This is a genomic window from Holdemania sp., assembly GCF_986127675.1.
This window is the reverse complement of record NZ_CFQZWI010000029.1, coordinates 11,666-29,507: the sequence shown is the minus strand read 5'-3', so window position 1 is coordinate 29,507 and position 17,842 is coordinate 11,666. Positions and strand designations below refer to the sequence as shown.

Here is a 17,842-nt window from a genome sequence, read left to right as displayed (position 1 = left end):
CCCTACACGACGCTCTTCCGATCTACATTGATGTCAACAGCAATAAACTGGGTGCCACCGTTGCCAAGCGTAATGCCAATCTCGTCAAGTTAATTGAGGGCGTTGCGGACATGAAGCTGGGCAACTACAAGGACAACTCCATTGATGCTTTTGGTGATGCTTACGAATACCTGATGAGCATGTACGCATCCAACGCAGGAAAGAGCGGCGGCGAATTCTTCACCCCGCAGGAAGTTTCCGAACTGTTGACCCGCATTGCTGTTGTAGGAAAGACTGAAGTAAACAAAGTCTACGACCCCGCCTGCGGCTCTGGTTCGCTTCTTTTGAAAGCAGCGAAGATCCTTGGCAAAGAGAATGTTCGTCAAGGTTTCTATGGTCAGGAGATCAACCTCACCACCTATAACCTTTGCCGTATCAATATGTTCCTGCACGATATTGACTACGACAAGTTTGATATTGCACATGAGGATACTCTGCTCAATCCGCAGCATTGGGACGATGAACCCTTTGAAGTCATCGTTTCCAATCCGCCCTACTCCATCAAATGGGAAGGCGATGATAACCCTGTTTTGATTAACGATCCCCGCTTCTCTCCTGCCGGTGTACTTGCACCTAAGTCCAAAGCTGACCTTGCGTTTATTATGCACTCTTTGTCTTGGCTTGCTACTAACGGCACGGCTGCGATTGTTTGTTTCCCTGGTATCATGTACCGTGGTGGTGCTGAAAAGAAAATCCGCCAGTATCTGATCGACAACAACTTTATCGACTGTATCATCCAGTTGCCGAGCAATCTGTTCTTTGGAACTACTATCGCTACCTGTATTATGGTTTTGAAGCGCAGCAAGGCTGACAACCGAACCCTGTTCATTGATGCTACTAACGAGTGCGTAAAGGTAACGAACAACAACAAACTAACCGACGGCCCTGACGGAAATATCGCACATATCGTTGATGCTTTCGTTTCTCGTGCGGATAAGGAGCATTTTGCACGCTGTGTTCCTTACGAAGAAATCGTGGAACAGGACTATAACCTTTCTGTCAGCTCCTATGTTGAGCAAGAGGATACCAGAGAAGAAATTGATATCGTAAAGCTCAATAAGGAGATTGAAGAAATTGTTGCAAGGGAGCAGGTGCTGAGAGCAGAAATTGCAAAAATCATTGCAGAATTAGAGGGATAATTTATGAGACTCAGCAGTAGATTATCTGATAAAAGTAAAAACCACGGTGAAATCGAATCTTTCATTGATTGGGAAAAGTACACGATTTCTCCTGAAGAATCGGAAGATCTTCAATTGATCTCTGCCGGTGATTTCATTGATATTCAGATTGGTAAAATCACCTTGCCGTTTTACTCAACCAAATGCAATGATAGTGTTTCTTTTGTATCTCCCAAAAATCTGCATTGCCTGATAATCAGTGAGAAAATGATCAGCATTGATTGCCAGTTGCAGTGCATGGATTATGATGATAGTAATCAAGCGTGCAAAGAGTGCAGCCACTGCATCCAAGCATGGTTTTTGGTAGGAGCAGACGATATTTTTTCGGCAACGCCCAACGTCTATCTGATCAAGCAGAATTTCAAGCTACCTGCAAACATAAAGCTGCCAGTTGAAACAGAAGACAAATTTACTGAGTGGTTGGCAAAAGCGGAAATTGCGCACAAAGAAAGACTTGGTGCCGGTTCAGTTATTTATCTAAGATCTATCTTGGAACAGATTACAATAAAAGTGGGCAATGATGCAGGCGTTGATATTTATCAACCTAACGGTCGTACCAAACCTTTTAATCAGGTGTTACAGGCCGTAGATGCCCAATGCTCTATCATCCCAACGATTTATTCAGATAACGGTTATAAACTCTTTCAAAAGCTGAGTGAAATTGCTCACGGTAACTCTGATGAGGAAACTGCTTTGAAAGAGTATGAACCTTTGCGCAGATTGGTTGTTGGCGTGATTGAGAACGTTAGAAAAAACGAGGAAGAAATTAAACGAAATGCCGAAATCAAGAAGGCATTGGCGGCAATAGGATTTAGCAATGGGGGTGAGCAAAGTGAATAAATTAAAGGACTTGATACATGAGCTTTGCCCTAATGGTGTTGAGTACAAAAAACTCGCAGATTGCTGTGTGTTGGAAAAGGGAAACACGCCCATTCAGAAAGCAATACCTGGAGAATTTCCTTTAGTTGTGACAACCGAAGAACGCAAGTCTTGCAATACATATCAGTTTGACAAACCAACTGTTTGTATCCCGTTGGTTTCGTCCAGAGGTCACGGTGTTGCGTCTTTGAATAGCTTGTATTATCAGGAGGGGAAGTTTGCTCTCGGTAATATCCTTTGTGGTGTTACTCCTGTTAATAGTGATGAGCTGTCTGCAAAATTCCTGTTCTATTACTTGAATCATAAAAAGGATACTCTTATTGTTCCGCTCATGCGAGGAGGAGCAAATGTATCTCTTACAGTTGATTCTTTGAAAAGAGTCAAAGTTCCGGTCCCTCCGATATCTGTCCAACGCGAGATTGTTCGTATTTTCGATAAGTTTGAATCTCTTGGTAATAACCTTGGACTTGAACTTATTGCAAGGAAAAAGCAGTATGAACATTATGCGGATTACCTGTTCGTATCTGATATTCCCCCAAACGAGTGGATGGCCGTTGGAGAAATAATTATTTCTCTCAAGACTGGACTCAATCCTCGACAGAACTTCAAATTGAATGTAGGCGGTGATAAACCATACATCACAGGAAAAGACATATATAACAATTCGATCAATGTTTCTGATAAAACAGATCTCATTACAGATGATGTTGTTTTACTAATTAACCGCAGAGCATGCTTGGCAACTAACGACGTCCTTTTTGCGAGTACGGGTACTGGAACTGTTGGAAGAATGGCCGTGGTAGACAACTACGACAATACATGGGCTGTAAGTGAAACCATGTTTTGCCTAAAACCCAAAGTGGATGTTATTAACCCATACTATTTGATGTACGCATTGTATACACAAAGTGCCAAAAGACAATTCGAACCCAAAATATCCAAAGGTTCAGTTCCGCATCTGAAAGTAAAAGACTTGCTTGATGTAAAAATTCCCGTACCAAACCTAACAGAGCAAGAACGAGTTGTCGATTTGGTGAGAAAATTTGATGCATTATGTAATAATGTTTCCACCGGTTTGCCTGCAGAAATCGAAATGAGGCAAAAACAATATGCGTATTATCGAGACAAGCTTCTAACTTTCAAGCAGATTCCTTGAGAAAGGAAATACAAATGGACAAAACACTTACTGCAAAATTGCTTCCTGCAGCACTGATCTGCAAAGGCTACATAACCGGAATGGCAGATTGCGATTATGAAATTTATCTGCGTGAAATAGTCAATGCATCTGCGTATTTCAAAAGCAAGTCCAACGGATTGGTGTATACAGCGCCACCGGACGAATCTCATGGTGAATGGGATTGCATTTCTGAAAACTATTCCCTTGATTTCAAGTTAATTGCCAGCGAAACTTCGCTGCGGGCCAGAAATTTGTTTTCGGGCAGAATTTATCAAATGGCAGAAGGTGTTACTGCTTATTGCGGTCCTAAAATAGAGGCCGATAATCCCAAGTACAAACCTATTCAGGCAACACGCATCTTTGCGGCATTGAGATCAATTGATCTTGCTGAATTGAAGTCAATTCGAAACAGTAAGGAGAAAAAGCAAGGAATCGAAACTGATATCAAAGCCTTATTGGATACACTTGAAACTCAAAAACACATTTTAATGTTCTTTCCGTATGAGTTTTTTACGGAAACCAATAATGACTTTTCTGCCGTGGTAGCAGATATTATCGAGGCCTTGACACAAGATTTCTCCGAAGTATTCAAATATCGTAAGGATGTTGCCGCACAATTCGATGTGTACTTCACATTCATATATGCAGGACATTTCGTGCTTGCTGAGGTATGCGGAAACGAACTAAAGCTTGTGGAAACCATAAAGGAAACATCCAGCCCGACTTACATGAAGATTAAATCCTATACAGAATGGGGGTAAGGAAATAATACGATGAGTACATATAACATTGTGCTTTCAACCAATGAAAGTACCGTTGTAACTGAATATGAGCCGCAAGCGAAACGTTCCGATGCGTATCAGAGTGAAGCTGCTTTGGAGGCAGCCTTCATCAAAATGCTTGGCGAACAAGGTTATGAGTACGTGTCCATTCACAACGAAGAAGATCTCGTGCTTAACCTTCGCAAGCAGCTTGAGCGCCTTAACCAGTACAGCTTCACCGACAAAGAATGGGAGACATTCTTCAAATCTAAGATTGCCAATGCCAACGAAGGTATCGTAGAAAAGACTCGTAAGATTCAGGAAGATTATGTACAGAACCTGACTTGCGAAGATGGCAAAACTCAAAACATCTATCTGATTGATAAAAAGAATATCCATAACAACCGTTTGCAGGTCATCAATCAGTATGAAGAAGGTGCCGGCAATCACGACACCCGATATGATGTGACGATTCTTGTGAACGGTCTGCCGTTGGTTCATGTGGAGCTGAAACGCCGTGGTGTTGCGATCAAGGAAGCATTTAACCAGATCAACCGCTATCAGAGAGACAGCTTTTGGGCAGGCTCCGGGCTTTACGAGTATGTGCAGATTTTTGTCATTTCCAACGGCACATTCACGAAATATTATTCCAATACCACGAGAGCAAGCCATATCAAGGAGAATGACGGCAGCAGCAAAAAACACAGCAAGAAAACTTCCAATAGTTTTGAGTTCACTTCCTATTGGGCAGATGGTAACAACAGAGTCATTGCAGACCTTGTTGACTTTACAAAAACGTTCTTTGCCAAGCATACTCTGCTGAATATTCTAACAAAGTACTGCGTGTTTACATCTGAGGAATTGCTGCTTGTCATGCGTCCTTATCAGATCGTTGCAACAGAACGCATCTTGAACAGAATCGAGACATCCTCCAACAGCAAGAAAACCGGAAAGATCGAAGCAGGCGGATACATTTGGCATACTACGGGCAGCGGTAAAACCCTCACCTCTTTCAAAACGGCACAACTCGCTACCAACTTGCCGTACATTGACAAGGTACTCTTTGTTGTTGACCGCAAGGACTTAGACTATCAGACCATCAAAGAGTATGACCGATTTGAAAAAGGTGCTGCCAACAGCAATAAGAGCACAGCGATTCTGCAAAAGCAGCTTGAGGACTCTACTTCTCGAATTATTGTAACTACAATTCAGAAGTTGGATGTCTTTATTCAGAAGAACCCCATGCATCCCATTAGGGATAAGCATATTGTTTTGGTGTTTGATGAATGCCATAGAAGCCAGTTCGGTGATATGCATACGAGAATTGTGGGCGGTCAGATCAAAAAAGGTGAAAAGGTTGTTAAAGTACACAGATACTTTAGAAACTATCACATCTTTGGTTTTACGGGCACTCCGATTTTCTCGGTCAATGCAGGTACTGGCGGAAATCCAAATCTGAAAACTACTGAGCAGGCATTTGGTGATAAACTCCATACCTACACCATCGTTGACGCCATCAATGACGGAAATGTTTTGCCGTTCCGCATTGACTATATCAATACGGTAAAGCAAAAGGACGGAAAACAGGATAAGCAAGTTGCTGCTATTGATACCGAGGAAGCCCTTGCTTCTCAGGAACGTATATCCGAAGTTGTGAAGTACATTCTGGAACACTTTGACCAAAAGACTATGCGAAACTCCTATTACAGTCTTAAGGGTCAGCGTGTGAATGGTTTCAACTCCATGCTTGCAGTCAGCTCCATCTCCGTTTGCCAAAAATACTATCTGGAACTGAAAAAGCAGATTGCAGAACAGCATCGTGATCTGACGATTGCCACCATCTTCTCGTTTGCCCCCAACGAAGCAGATAGCGCAGATGGCATCTTGGATGATGAAAGTTTTGATACCGATGGACTTGACCAGAGTTCTCGTGATTTTCTGGACATGGCGATTGACGAGTACAACAAGACTTTCAAGACCAACTTTGACACATCCAGCAAGGGCTTCCAGGACTATTACAAAGACCTCTCTGACAAAGTGAAAAAGCGTGAAGTTGATTTGCTTATCGTGGTCAATATGTTCTTGACGGGCTTTGATGCAACGACACTCAACACCCTTTGGGTAGACAAAAACTTGAAAATGCATGGTCTGATTCAGGCGTTTTCAAGAACCAACCGCATCCTGAACTCCGTTAAGACCTTTGGTAATATTGTCTGTTTCCGTGATCTTGAAAAAGAGACAAACGAAGCCATCGCCTTATTCGGCGACAAAGAAGCCAATGGCATTGTTCTTCTGAAATCCTACGAAGACTATTACTATGGCTGTGTTGACGACAAGGGACGTGAGCAGAAAGGCTACGAAGAGCGTATCGCAGAGCTACTGCAGAAATACCCATTGGGGCAGCCTATCATCGGCGAGCAGAATAAAAAAGATTTTATTGTTCTGTTCGGTAATATTCTCCGTCTGAGAAATATCCTGTCAGCTTTTGACCGCTTTGCCGGAAACGAAATTTTGTCTCCTATCGATTTCCAAGACTACACTGGTACATACCACGATGTGTACGATGAGATCAAGCCGAAGCCGGGAAGCAAAGACAGCATCATGGATGATGTTGTCTTTGAAATGGAACTTGTCAAACAGGTTGAAGTCAACATCGACTATATTCTGATGCTGGTTGCGAAATACCATGACGGCAACTGCGAAGACAAAGAAATCCTCGTTGCGATTGATAAGGCGATTAAGTCGAGTTTGCAGCTCAGATCGAAAAAAGAGCTGATCGAGAACTTTATTGCTACTATCAACACCAAAACCGATGTCAATGCAGATTGGCAGCGTTTTGTAAAAGAACAGCGTGAAACCGATATTCAGGCCTTGATCGCAGAAGAAAAGTTGAAGCCTGAAGAAACCAGAAAGTTTGTTGAAAACGCTTTTCGTGATGGCGTACTCAAAACAACAGGCACAGATGTTGACCGTCTGATGCCGCCCGTCTCCCGTTTTGGTGGCGGTGGTTCACGTGATAAAAAGAAGCAGACAGTTATTGAAAAACTGAAAGCATTCTTTGAAAAGTATTTCGGGCTGGTCAACGCTGGGGAATCTTTTGCGGAAGACAGTAACAAGTAAGCACAATTCACAAAAGGCACTAACTGATGCGGTTAGTGCCTTTCTTCTTTTGCGAATATTTAACTTCGACACAACCTGTGTCGAAGTTGCAATTTTCACTTCTCCGCAAGTTACGGCGAAGTGATTTTTAACTTCTGCCCAAGTTGGGCAGAAGTTGGATTTTGGACTTCCGACCAACTTGGTTGGAGGTTGGGTTTTTCTTCCCGACAAGTTGTCGGGAAGTTGATTTTGAAAATTCTGTCCAACTTGGGCAGAATTATTTTTTTGGAATTTTTTCTTGAAATGATTCTAAAAATGCCTTTCTCGTCGGCTACCACTGGGAGAGATTTTTTCTGTGGGCACTCCCCAAAACGCAAATCCCGTCGGCTACCACTTGAAGAAACATTTTGAAAAATTGCAAACGACGCACGCATAAAAAGTTTGGTTTCCCCGGCTACCATTTGAAAACAACTATGGACAAAAAGCGTTTCTCACCGGCTCCACTTGAAAGTAAATTCTTCTGTGCAAGGTGCGAATGTGAAAGTTTTTTCTGGAGGTATATGAAGAAAGGCTTTCAAAAACCGTTGATAATTCGCTCCTAAATATCCTAACCAGTAGAGGGATCTTTTTTTCGATCCCGTTGAAAACTGCTCTTTGAAATTCTGAATATAGTGAGAGACATTCAGAAACTTGACGGTCAAGTGATGTATCTGTATAATGGTGGCACAGCGGTGATCCGCTACATAAACAACTGAATACCAATGTTCCACCATAAGTCGGTTTCACCCGACACGGTATCGGCACACCGGAAGTGCCGAACTGCTCCACCACGCCTTTGGTTTTGTTGGCAGGAGCTGTAGAAAGCAGAACCCGACTTTGAATTTTCAGAGCCGATTACATAGAACATCACTTTGAAGCGAGAGCTATGCTCCCGCCGATTCTTGGTGCTCTGTGTAATCGGCTCTTTTTGTTTTCTTCTACATCCAACAACTAAATGACCGTCCGAATGGGATATGACTTTGCGATGACATGAGCGAAGCAACGCTGGGGTGAGACTCCCGGGCAGGAACGACATTCGGGTAGAACGGCGAAAGCGATTTTAACCCTTAGTTTACTAAGGGCGCACTTCTATACGGGTGTGTTCCACACCTCGTATGTGCGCTCTGCGAGGCTGACAGACAACAACTCCGAAGTTGTATCTGTCCTTCCGTCACTTTGTTCCGAACAAGGGGCTGCACCCCTTGCGCTGCTATGCAGCTATCCCAGCGCCCTTATGAGTACGAAACGATTTTTCAAATCATTCCGTACCCACAAGGCTGAAAATAACAACACTCAAAGGAGGTTCTATGGAATACACATCTAACCCCGAGCTTGAAAAGCTCCGAGCTGAAAAAGAGAAAAACGAAAAGGAGATTGAACAGCTCACCCACAAAATCACTCGGCTGGAAAATCGCCAGAAGTATTTTGTGGACGGCGAACGCAAGCGCCGCACTCACAGACTTTGCACCATCGCAGGAACTTTGGAAAGTATCGCACCGGAGATCAAGGAACTGGACATCACCGAGGTGATGGAGCTTCTGGAATATATCTTCCACAAGGAAGAAATACAGAAGTTGGTGCACCGCATGAAGATCAACCACGACTCAAAAGTTAGACGAGCAAAGGAGGGGTAAGTATCGCTTTATATCATTTCCATGTAGATCAGATCAAACGCAGCGAGGGGCAATCGGTTGTGGCATCCGCTGCCTACCGGGCAGGCGAAAAACTGCACAGCGATTATTACGGTGAGGACAGCGATTACACCAATAAGGGCGGCGTGATTTATACAGAAATCTTTCTGCCACCCCATGCGCCACGAGAGTATGCAGACCGGGAAACTTTATGGAACGCAGTTGAGAAAGCAGAGAAAGGAAAGAAAGCGCAGCTTGCCTACAGCTTCGATATTTCCTTTCAGAATGAATTTAGCCAGGAAGAAAATATCGCCCTTGCCAGACAATTCCTCACCGAGCATTTTGTCAGCCGTGGCATGGTGGTGGACTTTGCCGTTCACGAACCGGAGCGAGAAGAAGGTGGTATCAATAATCCGCACTTCCACTTCCTCTGTCCAATCCGTCCTATCGAGCAAAACGGCAAATGGGGTTTGAAGCAAAGACGAGAGTATGTGCTTGATGAAAACGGCAACCGCATCCCCGATGGCAAAGGTGATTATGTGTTCAACGCCGTTCCCACTACCGATTGGGGCTCTGCTGAAACTTTGGAGTTCTGGCGTGAGCAATGGGCAGTGATGTGCAACGCCAAGTTTGAAGAAAAGGGCTTGGATGTTCGCATCGACCATCGCAGCTATGAACGCCAAGGCGTAGAGCTGCTACCCACACGACACGAAGGCTCCACCGTCCGAGCCATGGAGAAGAAAGGAATTAAAACTGAAAAGGGCGAGTTTAATCGTTGGATCAGAGCCACCAATGCCTTTATTCGCAATCTCCGTAAGAATCTGTCGGCGCTCCTTGAAGCCATCAAGGAGATCAAGGCTGAGCTGGATAAGCCGCAATCCGATCCCGTCATCATTCCGCTGCAGAGATATTTTGATATGCGTAACGCAAAGGCTTATTCCCAGACAGCCAGGGTCAACAATCTGAAAGAACTGAACCTGATGGCAAACTATCTCAAAGCCCATGAGATTTACACCATCGAGGATTTGGAAAGCCGTGTGTCTGATTTGAAGAACACCGTGGATGAATTGAAAGTCACCATGGATAAGGAAGTCACCCGTATGAAAGAAATTCGCAAGGTTCCCGAATACCTTTCCGTTCTGAGAGATCTGAAACCGATTGTGGACGGCTTGCAGAAAATCAAGTTCGATAAGGCGAAGGCGAAGTACAAGGCAGAACACGAAAAGGAATTGAAGCAGTACTACGCCGTAAGGCGAAAGCTCTTGGAGGCATGCCCCGACGGCAAGCACGACCAAAAGCTTTTAGACAAGGAGTATACAGCGCTTGAAAAGGCTCATGCAGAAACCTATGCAAAATTCAAAGCTATCCGTGAAGAACACCAGAAGATTTATCACATTCACGCCTGCGTGGAAAAAGGATGCCATGCCGAGCAGAGCAACCAGAAAAAAGATCATCGAAAGCAAGAGGAACGCTGATTCATTCCTTTCCTTTCGATTCCATTCCATTCCAAAACAAGAAAGGACGATTAAATGAACGAACAGAAAAGCAGAAATTACACCATCAACGAAAACGGCAGTATTGTCGTTCACAACTATTGTGCGGCTGAACTGCCGCAGATCACCGTGACCATCCGTTCCGGGCAGACTACTTATAGATTTGGCGGAAGCTACGATGGCACAAGAAGTCTTTCCGGTAAATTACTCAACCACATGGCAAAGGAGGGGGCCGACGAATGACAAAGGAGACAAGTTTGCAGGGGTATGATATAATGGATACAAGCAATCCTGTATTGGCAGACTGCCCGCCGATTAAGGAGGAACAAGACATGAACAGGCAGTCTGACAAAATTACTGCGATCTACTGTAGATTGAGTCGTGATGACGAACTCACAGGAGAGAGCAACAGCATTGTCAATCAAAAGGCGATTCTCAAAAAATACGCACAAGAACAAAGTTTCCGCAACATCCAGTTTTTCGTGGACGATGGTTACTCCGGTGCCAACTTCAACAGACCCGATTGGAAACGAATGATTGAGTTGGTCGAGAACGATAAGGTTGGTATCATCATTGCCAAAGATATGAGCCGTATCGGCAGAAACTATCTGGAAGTTGGTCTTTACACCGAAATGCTTTTCCCCGAACACAATGTCCGCTTCATCGCTGTAAACAGCGGTGTGGACAGCGCCAATCAGCAGGACAACGACTTTACTCCGTTCTTGAATATCATCAACGAGTTCTATGTCAAGGACAGCAGCAAAAAGGTCAAAGCGTCCATGAAGCAGAAAGGCGAATCCGGTGAGTATCTGACCACCAACCCGCCCTATGGCTACACGAAAGACCCCGACAATCCAAAGAAACATTGGATTGTGGACGATGAAGCCGCAGCCGTTGTTCGTCAGATCTTCGCATGGTGCATGGAGGGCTACGGCCCCTCTCAGATCGCTAAGAAGCTGAAGAAAGCAAAGGTGGAGTGTCCTACGGTTCATTGGATGAAGATGGGACGAAATGCTCCTGCAAAGACACCGGACAATCCTTACGATTGGGCACCACGCACCATCACCGGCATACTGGAAAAGCAGGAATACCTTGGGCACATGGTCAACTTCAAGACACGCAAGCAGTCGTACAGGAGCAAAAAGAAACTCGAAAATCCTCCCGATCAATGGAAGATTTTCGAGAACACTCATGAAGCCATTATTGACGAAGAAACCTTTGCCCGTGTACAGGAACTTCGCAAGAACAAACGCAGACCTGCCAGAACAGGCAAGACCAATATGTTCTCCGGTCTCGTCCGCTGTGCCGATTGTGGTGAAAAATTGTACTACTGTACCAGCAACAGTTTTGAAACCAGACAAGATCACTTCGTATGCTCCACTTCCCGTAAAAAGGGCAAGGAAGTCTGCGACACCCACTTCATCCGTGCCGTGGTACTGGAAGAAGGTACGCTCCAACACCTGAGATTGGTTATCCAATGCGTTGCCGATTACGAGGATGCGTTCCGCCGAGCGTTGGGCGCAAAGCGAAGTGACGAAGCAAAGAAAGAGCTTTCTGCCAAGAAACGAACCTTGCAGAAATCCGAAAACCGTCTGGTAGAACTGGACAGATTGTTCAAGCGTATTTACGAGGACATGGTAAACGGAAAGCTGTCCGAAGCTCGCTTTCAGATGTTATCTGATGATTATGAGCAGGAGCAGGCAGACCTGAGAGCTAAGATTGAAATGCTTGAAAACGAAATACAGAATCAAGAAGATCAAGCGGAGAATGTTGATAGGTTTATCCGACAGGCAAAGAAGTACTTGTACTTGGAGAAGCTGACACCCACTATTCTGAACGATATGGTCAACGCCGTATATGTTCATGCACCGGATAAGTCCAGCGGACACCGAGTGCAGGATGTGACGATCAGCTACAACTATATCGGCATACTCCCCGCCGATTTGCTCTATGACGTTATAAACGGAAAAGCGGCATGATTACTCATGCCGCTTCCCGAAAACATTATTATACTGTTTTATTGGACCGCCCCATCGGGACGCCATTTCTTCAATCTTATTTTGATTATTCGACGGTGATCAGAACGTAGCTTTCCGCTAACAGATCGCTGTCGCTCAGCAGACCGACTAAGACCTTGCCCGCCGCATTCGCAGTGACCTTGCCATTCTCATCAACCGTGGCGATGCTTTCGTCTAACGATACCCAGTTCATGTGGATATCATTGGCGCTCTTCGGCAGAACATCCGCACTCAGAGTTGCGGTTTCGCCGACTTTCAGCGCTGTTTTATCAGCTTGGACATAGACACATTCCGTCGGAACAACTTCCTTGAATGTGACGTTATCCAGCCACAGGCTGCCTTCGCCTTCACCCACGACATGCAGCGCAATCTTCACGCTGGCCGCATTGGCCGCGGTGATGACGTTGTAATCAAATTTCCGGAAATCTGCGCTCATGTTCAGGTTGTCCGTCAGCTTCGCCAGATGTGTGGAAATCGTGTTGCCTTCCGCATCCATCTGGTTGATTTCGTAACAGAAGTTGCCGGAATGCAGCGTATCGGTCTTGTGCATGAAGCTTAACTGGTAACGTTCGTTCGGCTGTACTTCAACAGTCTGTTCGATCGAAGCGTCGCCGGCATCCGCACCGGTCTTCGTGATCTTCGCCGCTTTATTCCCTGCTTCCACTTCTTCGTAAGCCAGCGCGTATTCCGCATTGCCTTCTTCCGTCGCATTGGTTAAGGTCCAGCCTTCTTCGCTTTCCATATCGCCGTTAACCAGCAGACTTGCATCGCTGCCGGCCGTCGGTGTGATCCAGTCGCCATAGAAGCTTAACGTTGCGATCTGGCTTCCGCCTTCAACCGCGTCCAGAACAAGCTTGACATATTTGACTTCGCCGTTCAAAGCGATTTCTGTCGTGTCTTTTGTACCATCGGCAACCGCAATGTAATCCGTGCCGTTGATCGAAGTTTCAACATGGAAGCTTTCCGGTGCTTTTTCGCCCCATTGGACGCCCAGTTTCTTCGCGGTAAACGGACGATCCAGCGTCAGGACGACTTCCTGTTCGCCCTCGCCGGACTGCCAGACTGTCTTTTCATCGCAGTCAACCATGTTGTACGGATGGGAATCGTCGGCTGTGCTGGTCGCCGTGACATCCTGCCCCAGCGCGCGGTCATGTTCGATCATCGGCGCCGCTTCGTCCAGCAGCTCGATATCCGCAAACATCAGTTCATGGTCAGCCATATCAGAGTGATAAGTTTCGACGTGCGTAATGTTGATGTTTTTCGTTGTGATGATGTTGTCAACGGTCATGACCTTCATTGAATCGTCAGTGCCGTTGAACGAATCAAACCAGACGCCGTCCTTACCGTTGGAAATATTATAATTGTCTTTGAAGATGTCGTATTCATACAGGCTCTGGTCAGCGTTGAAGTCCGCGACCAGGATCTTGTATGGAATCGGATCCGCAGCCAATCGTTCAATGATTTCCGTAAACTGACGGCGGCGCAGATCGTTGTTTTCCCAGCTGGTGTGCGTGACATAGAACGCAATCTGCTTGCCTTCTTTTTCTACGACGACGCGTTCCAGCGTCTTGGTGGCTTTACTGCCCGTGCTCTCGATTGGAACTGAGCTGATTTCCTGGAATTCTAAAGAAGAAGTCGTACCGACGCCGAAATAGCCGTCAGCGAAGTCACGTCCCTTGGCGAAGTGGACGTAGGGATAATTGTCGTTGACAAAGTCCTGAGCCATGTCGTAGTCGTTGCGGGTGTTCAGGATATCAATTTCCTGGAAACCCATGATTTCAATGCCGCGTTCATGGATGATGTTGGACATTTCCTTGATGTCCGGATGAGCCTTGGAGTCGATGTTCCACGTCGCAACGCGCATTGTTGTGACATCGGAACCTGACGTTGGCGTCGCTTCCTGTTCCGGAGCGGCCGGGGTTTGCGAGCAACCGGTGACTGCCGTCAAACAGAGCAAACCAGCTGCCAGAAGTGCAGAGAGTTTCTTCAGTTTCATTTTTCTTTCTCCTTGTTTTACGCTTGATAGCGCTTCCACATGAAAAATGGTACCGCTGATTTTAAAATTTGTCCAATAATCATTTCTAATCCATAAGCTATAATTCATTATATATAAGCTTTATTTATACTTCCTTGATTTCTTTGGCCGCCGTATTTTTACGCTGAGGTTTGGGCCAGGCTGTAATGAAGGGAATTCCCCGGTAATCGCTCAGATTCACCGGCGTTAATCTGCGCAAAAAAAAGCCGGCCGATCAAAGTATGATTTCACTTTGTGCAGCCAGCTTCTTTAAAGCTCTTATTTTCATGGACAACGAAGTCAGTATTTCTTCCTCTGTCATCAAGCCGGTCTTTTCACAACTCGATGGAAAAGCTGTTTTTTTGCGGGATGTCAGAAACTCGGTTGTGATTAAAGTTATTCAAACAGGGAAGCCATCGGCTCCAGATTATATTCTGCCGGCTGTTCGTCGGTCATCACCTGGATCAGCTGCAAAGCCAGATCCAGCGCCCGCTCATCGGTCCTGAGAATTCTGCCGTTGAGTTCGTCGAACACCGCGTATGTCGCTTCCATCAGCGCTTCGTCTTCCATGTTGAGATCGGTGGCTAAATACTGCCCGGTACTCGGATTATAGGTTGTGTTCAGCCACACTTGAAGTTCTGGAAAATACGCATTGCATTCATACGTCGTATTGTTGCCCATCGTCGGACTGCGGTCCAGATTCACGTTGATCAAAAAGTTTCCATCCGCACCCGGAATCACATTGCGCACTGTTTCATTCAGCCGGTAGCCGCGGTCAATATACAGCTTGTTCGTTCCGACCTCCTGCGAAATATTCAGCGTCGGAAAATCGTTGGCCTGCGCTGTCAGCGAAATCCCTTTCTGTTGAGCATACGTCCGCTCAATGACAGCGCGCCGACCGGCATATTCGGAATAGGCATTCGATTCAGCGACAATCGCATCCATGAGCGCCAGCTTTTCCTCATTGATCTCAAACGTGAGATCCAGAACTTCAAAAACGTTGATCTTCACCGGCGAAGCCATCGCATATTGCAGATAAGGCACCAGATCGCCCAGCGTTTCACCGCCGGACATCACCGCGAAATGCAGCGCCGGCCGCTGATCCTCCGGCAGGTTGTCCGTCGACAGATAGCCTAACAGCTGACCCGGATGATAGATTTCTTCGCCTTCCGTGCGGTATATTCTATCATTCAAACCGCCGTAGAACGCACTGATCCCCAAGCTCGGATGATCGACCACGAGGTAGCGACGGCCCTGTTCATCCTCGCCGATCTCACGGATCGTGCCTTCAGCCATGGCCAGAACCGGAATCCGCGTGCGGTCTTCGGTCTGATCGTCGATCAGATCCCAGCCGATCACGCCGTAATCCTCGCTGAGCTCATGGGTTTCATTCCAGGCCACTAACGGCGCTACCTGCTGCGCACCCAGCGGCAGCACCCCGAAGCTTTCCGGACAGCTGAACCGTCCGTCTTCCAACACCGCACACGTGGAATTCTGGACGATCTCCTGCTGATCATAAAGCAGAATGCGATCGACAAACTCATCCCAGAACGATTCCGGCAATGCCAGCTGTTCCGCCGCGCTGTTAATCAAATACCGGCCCGAGTTCTTATCGTAAACAAGCTGGCCGGAACCCGGCTCGTTCATTTTCGTGAACTGCGCTATCAGCTGATCGGAATTCGATCCATAGCTCAGTGAAATCGGGCCCAACGGCTCGAACACCGTGCAGTAGCTGATGGACGTCAGATGATCGCCCAACGCCAGATTGACATTGTTCAGCGCTTCCGGAATGACAAAATCATCCACATACAAATGATAAAACAGATCGCCTAAGCCCGCGCACTGCTCCGCGCCCCAGACCGAAGTTTTCAGATCGGCGGCTTCAACTTCCCCGGTTTTAAAGTCATAAGCGACCGCCACCTTCCGCTCCAAATTCTGTTCGCCCAGCACGATCACCTGATCCTGATCCATCATCGGAATGATCGACCATTGATACTGGTTATACGGTTCGTTCAGATTGACCGTCATACTCACGCTTTCGATCTGCGCCGCTTCCGCTTCCTTCAGCAGCTCGTTAATCCGGCGCTGATCCTTGCCGAAAGCCGGATTGCTCAATAACGGCACCGCTAAGAGCAGGCACGCCGCGATCCCGGCCGCCAGCACCCAGAACGTTGGTTTCTTATAATTCAGAATATTCTTGATCCTGAGCTTCGTATTGCTTTCGCTGAACGACAGCGCGGTGATCGTCGGCCTGGAGGCAAACTGCAATAACGTCATACCGTAATTCACCCGGCCGCCGCTTCCCAACTGGCCCAATACCGCTTCGTCGCAAGCCATTTCCATATCCTTGCTCATGAGGATGTAAGCATACCACAAAATTGGATTGAACCAGTGGAACATCAGCGCCAGCGACCCGATCATTTTAAACACATAATCATGCCGCCGCAGATGCACACGTTCATGCGTCAGCACATATTTACGCTGGCGGGAATCCAGATCCATCGGCAGATAGATTTTCGGATGGACCAGACCATAGATAAACGGCGAAGTGATCGCTTCACATTCATAAATGTTCTGCCGGCTGCGCATCGCAAAGCGCAGCCGATGACGCAGCGCCAGACTGTTGGCGATCAGCAAACCGGCATAGCCGATCATCCCGATCACCCAGATCACGCTGGCCGCCTGCAAAAGCGGCGAAATCGTCGCTGTCGAAGAAGGTGCTGAAGCTTCGGCGCCGGACTGCGGCAAAGTTGGTTGGGACAGTGTCGGCTTGTGACTGTCGGAAATACCGGCGTCAGCATTAAGCTCTGTTTGAGGCAGATTGACCGCCGGATCGCCGGTTTTGATCACCGGCCGCGGCACGGCCGATACCGGTTGACTGGCGGAAGGCACGACAAACAGCACTCCGCCCCGCTCGGAAACGGCCGGATTCGCCACGCTCAGCACGCTGAGTTGGCTGGTAAACGAAAACGGCAGCACCAATCGGATGAAAACGAACGCCCACAGGGCGTAGGAGAAAATTTTCGGCGCTTTCTTTAACGGCAGCCGCACAACCATGACCGCGGCAGCGACGATACTGGCGGCCAGGCTCATGTTTAAGATCGTCTGAAAAAGAGTCGTCAGCGTATTCATTATTTCTTCTTCTGACGGTCCAGCAAATCTTTCAATTCGTCGATTTCTTTTTCAGACAGCTTCCGGTCCTGCAGAAAAGCGGTGACAAACTGCGGCAGCGAGCCTTTGAAAACCTGATCGACGACTTCGCCGCTTTCCTCACGTTCACATTCGTCACGTTTGTAAAGTGCTCGGACAATCGACTTTTCATTGGCGATTACGCCTTTTTCCTGCAGCCGTTTGATGAAGGTGTAGGTCGTCGATTTCTTCCAGCCGAATTTCTGATCGCACACCGCGACCAGCTCTCCCGATGAAACCGGCTCCCTTTCCCACAACAGATCCATAAAGCGAAATTCAGCGGATGTCAATCGCATATCCAAATCCTCCTTTTCTCTCTGTTTCT

General features: G+C 46.8%; 12 protein-coding genes. 9 read left to right on the top strand and 3 right to left on the bottom strand.

What is annotated here, in order from left to right:
- The 9 genes from AC5OW4_RS06495 to AC5OW4_RS06455 form a co-directional block, all read left to right on the top strand.
- Positions 1–1,178, top strand: a 1,178-nt coding sequence (locus AC5OW4_RS06495; protein WP_493676784.1) for a type I restriction-modification system subunit M, incomplete at its 5' end; no start/stop codon positions are given.
- A 3-nt stretch (positions 1,179–1,181) separates the two neighbouring features.
- Complete coding sequence (locus AC5OW4_RS06490; protein ID WP_072685231.1) at positions 1,182–2,057, top strand: hypothetical protein; 876 nt, start codon at positions 1,182–1,184, stop codon at positions 2,055–2,057.
- On the top strand, positions 2,050–3,252 hold the full coding sequence (locus AC5OW4_RS06485) for a restriction endonuclease subunit S (protein WP_159432816.1): 1,203 nt from the start codon (positions 2,050–2,052) through the stop codon (positions 3,250–3,252). The genes AC5OW4_RS06490 and AC5OW4_RS06485 overlap by 8 nt, the downstream gene beginning before the upstream one ends.
- 14 nt (positions 3,253–3,266) lie before the next feature.
- Positions 3,267–4,034: a hypothetical protein gene (locus AC5OW4_RS06480; RefSeq protein ID WP_072685229.1), complete on the top strand. Its 768-nt coding sequence runs from the start codon at positions 3,267–3,269 to the stop codon at positions 4,032–4,034.
- A gap of 12 nt (positions 4,035–4,046) precedes the next feature.
- The gene (locus AC5OW4_RS06475) at positions 4,047–7,154 is read left to right on the top strand and encodes a type I restriction endonuclease subunit R (protein WP_072685228.1); all 3,108 of its coding nucleotides are present in this window, start codon (positions 4,047–4,049) and stop codon (positions 7,152–7,154) included.
- A gap of 1,325 nt (positions 7,155–8,479) precedes the next feature.
- Positions 8,480–8,806: a DUF3847 domain-containing protein gene (locus tag AC5OW4_RS06470; protein ID WP_072685227.1), complete on the top strand. Its 327-nt coding sequence runs from the start codon at positions 8,480–8,482 to the stop codon at positions 8,804–8,806.
- A 2-nt stretch (positions 8,807–8,808) separates the two neighbouring features.
- Positions 8,809–10,278 carry a MobQ family relaxase gene (gene mobQ / locus AC5OW4_RS06465; protein WP_072685226.1) on the top strand — a complete coding sequence of 490 codons (1,470 nt, stop codon included), beginning with the start codon at positions 8,809–8,811 and terminating at the stop codon, positions 10,276–10,278.
- A 54-nt stretch (positions 10,279–10,332) separates the two neighbouring features.
- The gene (locus AC5OW4_RS06460) at positions 10,333–10,539 is read left to right on the top strand and encodes a hypothetical protein (protein WP_072685225.1); all 207 of its coding nucleotides are present in this window, start codon (positions 10,333–10,335) and stop codon (positions 10,537–10,539) included.
- On the top strand, positions 10,536–12,275 hold the full coding sequence (locus tag AC5OW4_RS06455; RefSeq protein WP_229100753.1) for a recombinase family protein: 1,740 nt from the start codon (positions 10,536–10,538) through the stop codon (positions 12,273–12,275). Before AC5OW4_RS06460 ends, AC5OW4_RS06455 begins: the two co-directional genes overlap by 4 nt.
- Positions 12,276–12,360: 85 nt before the next feature.
- On the opposite strand, the gene AC5OW4_RS06450 is transcribed toward AC5OW4_RS06455, so the two are convergent.
- The 3 genes from AC5OW4_RS06450 to AC5OW4_RS06440 all read right to left on the bottom strand — a co-directional run bounded on the left by AC5OW4_RS06450 (position 12,361) and on the right by AC5OW4_RS06440 (position 17,813).
- Positions 12,361–14,310 carry an Ig-like domain-containing protein gene (locus tag AC5OW4_RS06450; protein ID WP_493676783.1) on the bottom strand — a complete coding sequence of 650 codons (1,950 nt, stop codon included), beginning with the start codon at positions 14,308–14,310 and terminating at the stop codon, positions 12,361–12,363.
- 414 nt (positions 14,311–14,724) lie between these two features.
- Positions 14,725–17,460 (bottom strand): M56 family metallopeptidase, encoded by a 2,736-nt coding sequence (locus AC5OW4_RS06445; RefSeq protein ID WP_072683766.1) that lies wholly within the window; start codon positions 17,458–17,460, stop codon positions 14,725–14,727.
- Complete coding sequence (locus tag AC5OW4_RS06440) at positions 17,460–17,813, bottom strand: BlaI/MecI/CopY family transcriptional regulator (RefSeq protein WP_072683767.1); 354 nt, start codon at positions 17,811–17,813, stop codon at positions 17,460–17,462. Before AC5OW4_RS06440 ends, AC5OW4_RS06445 begins: the two co-directional genes overlap by 1 nt.
- Positions 17,814–17,842 lie beyond the last annotated feature (29 nt).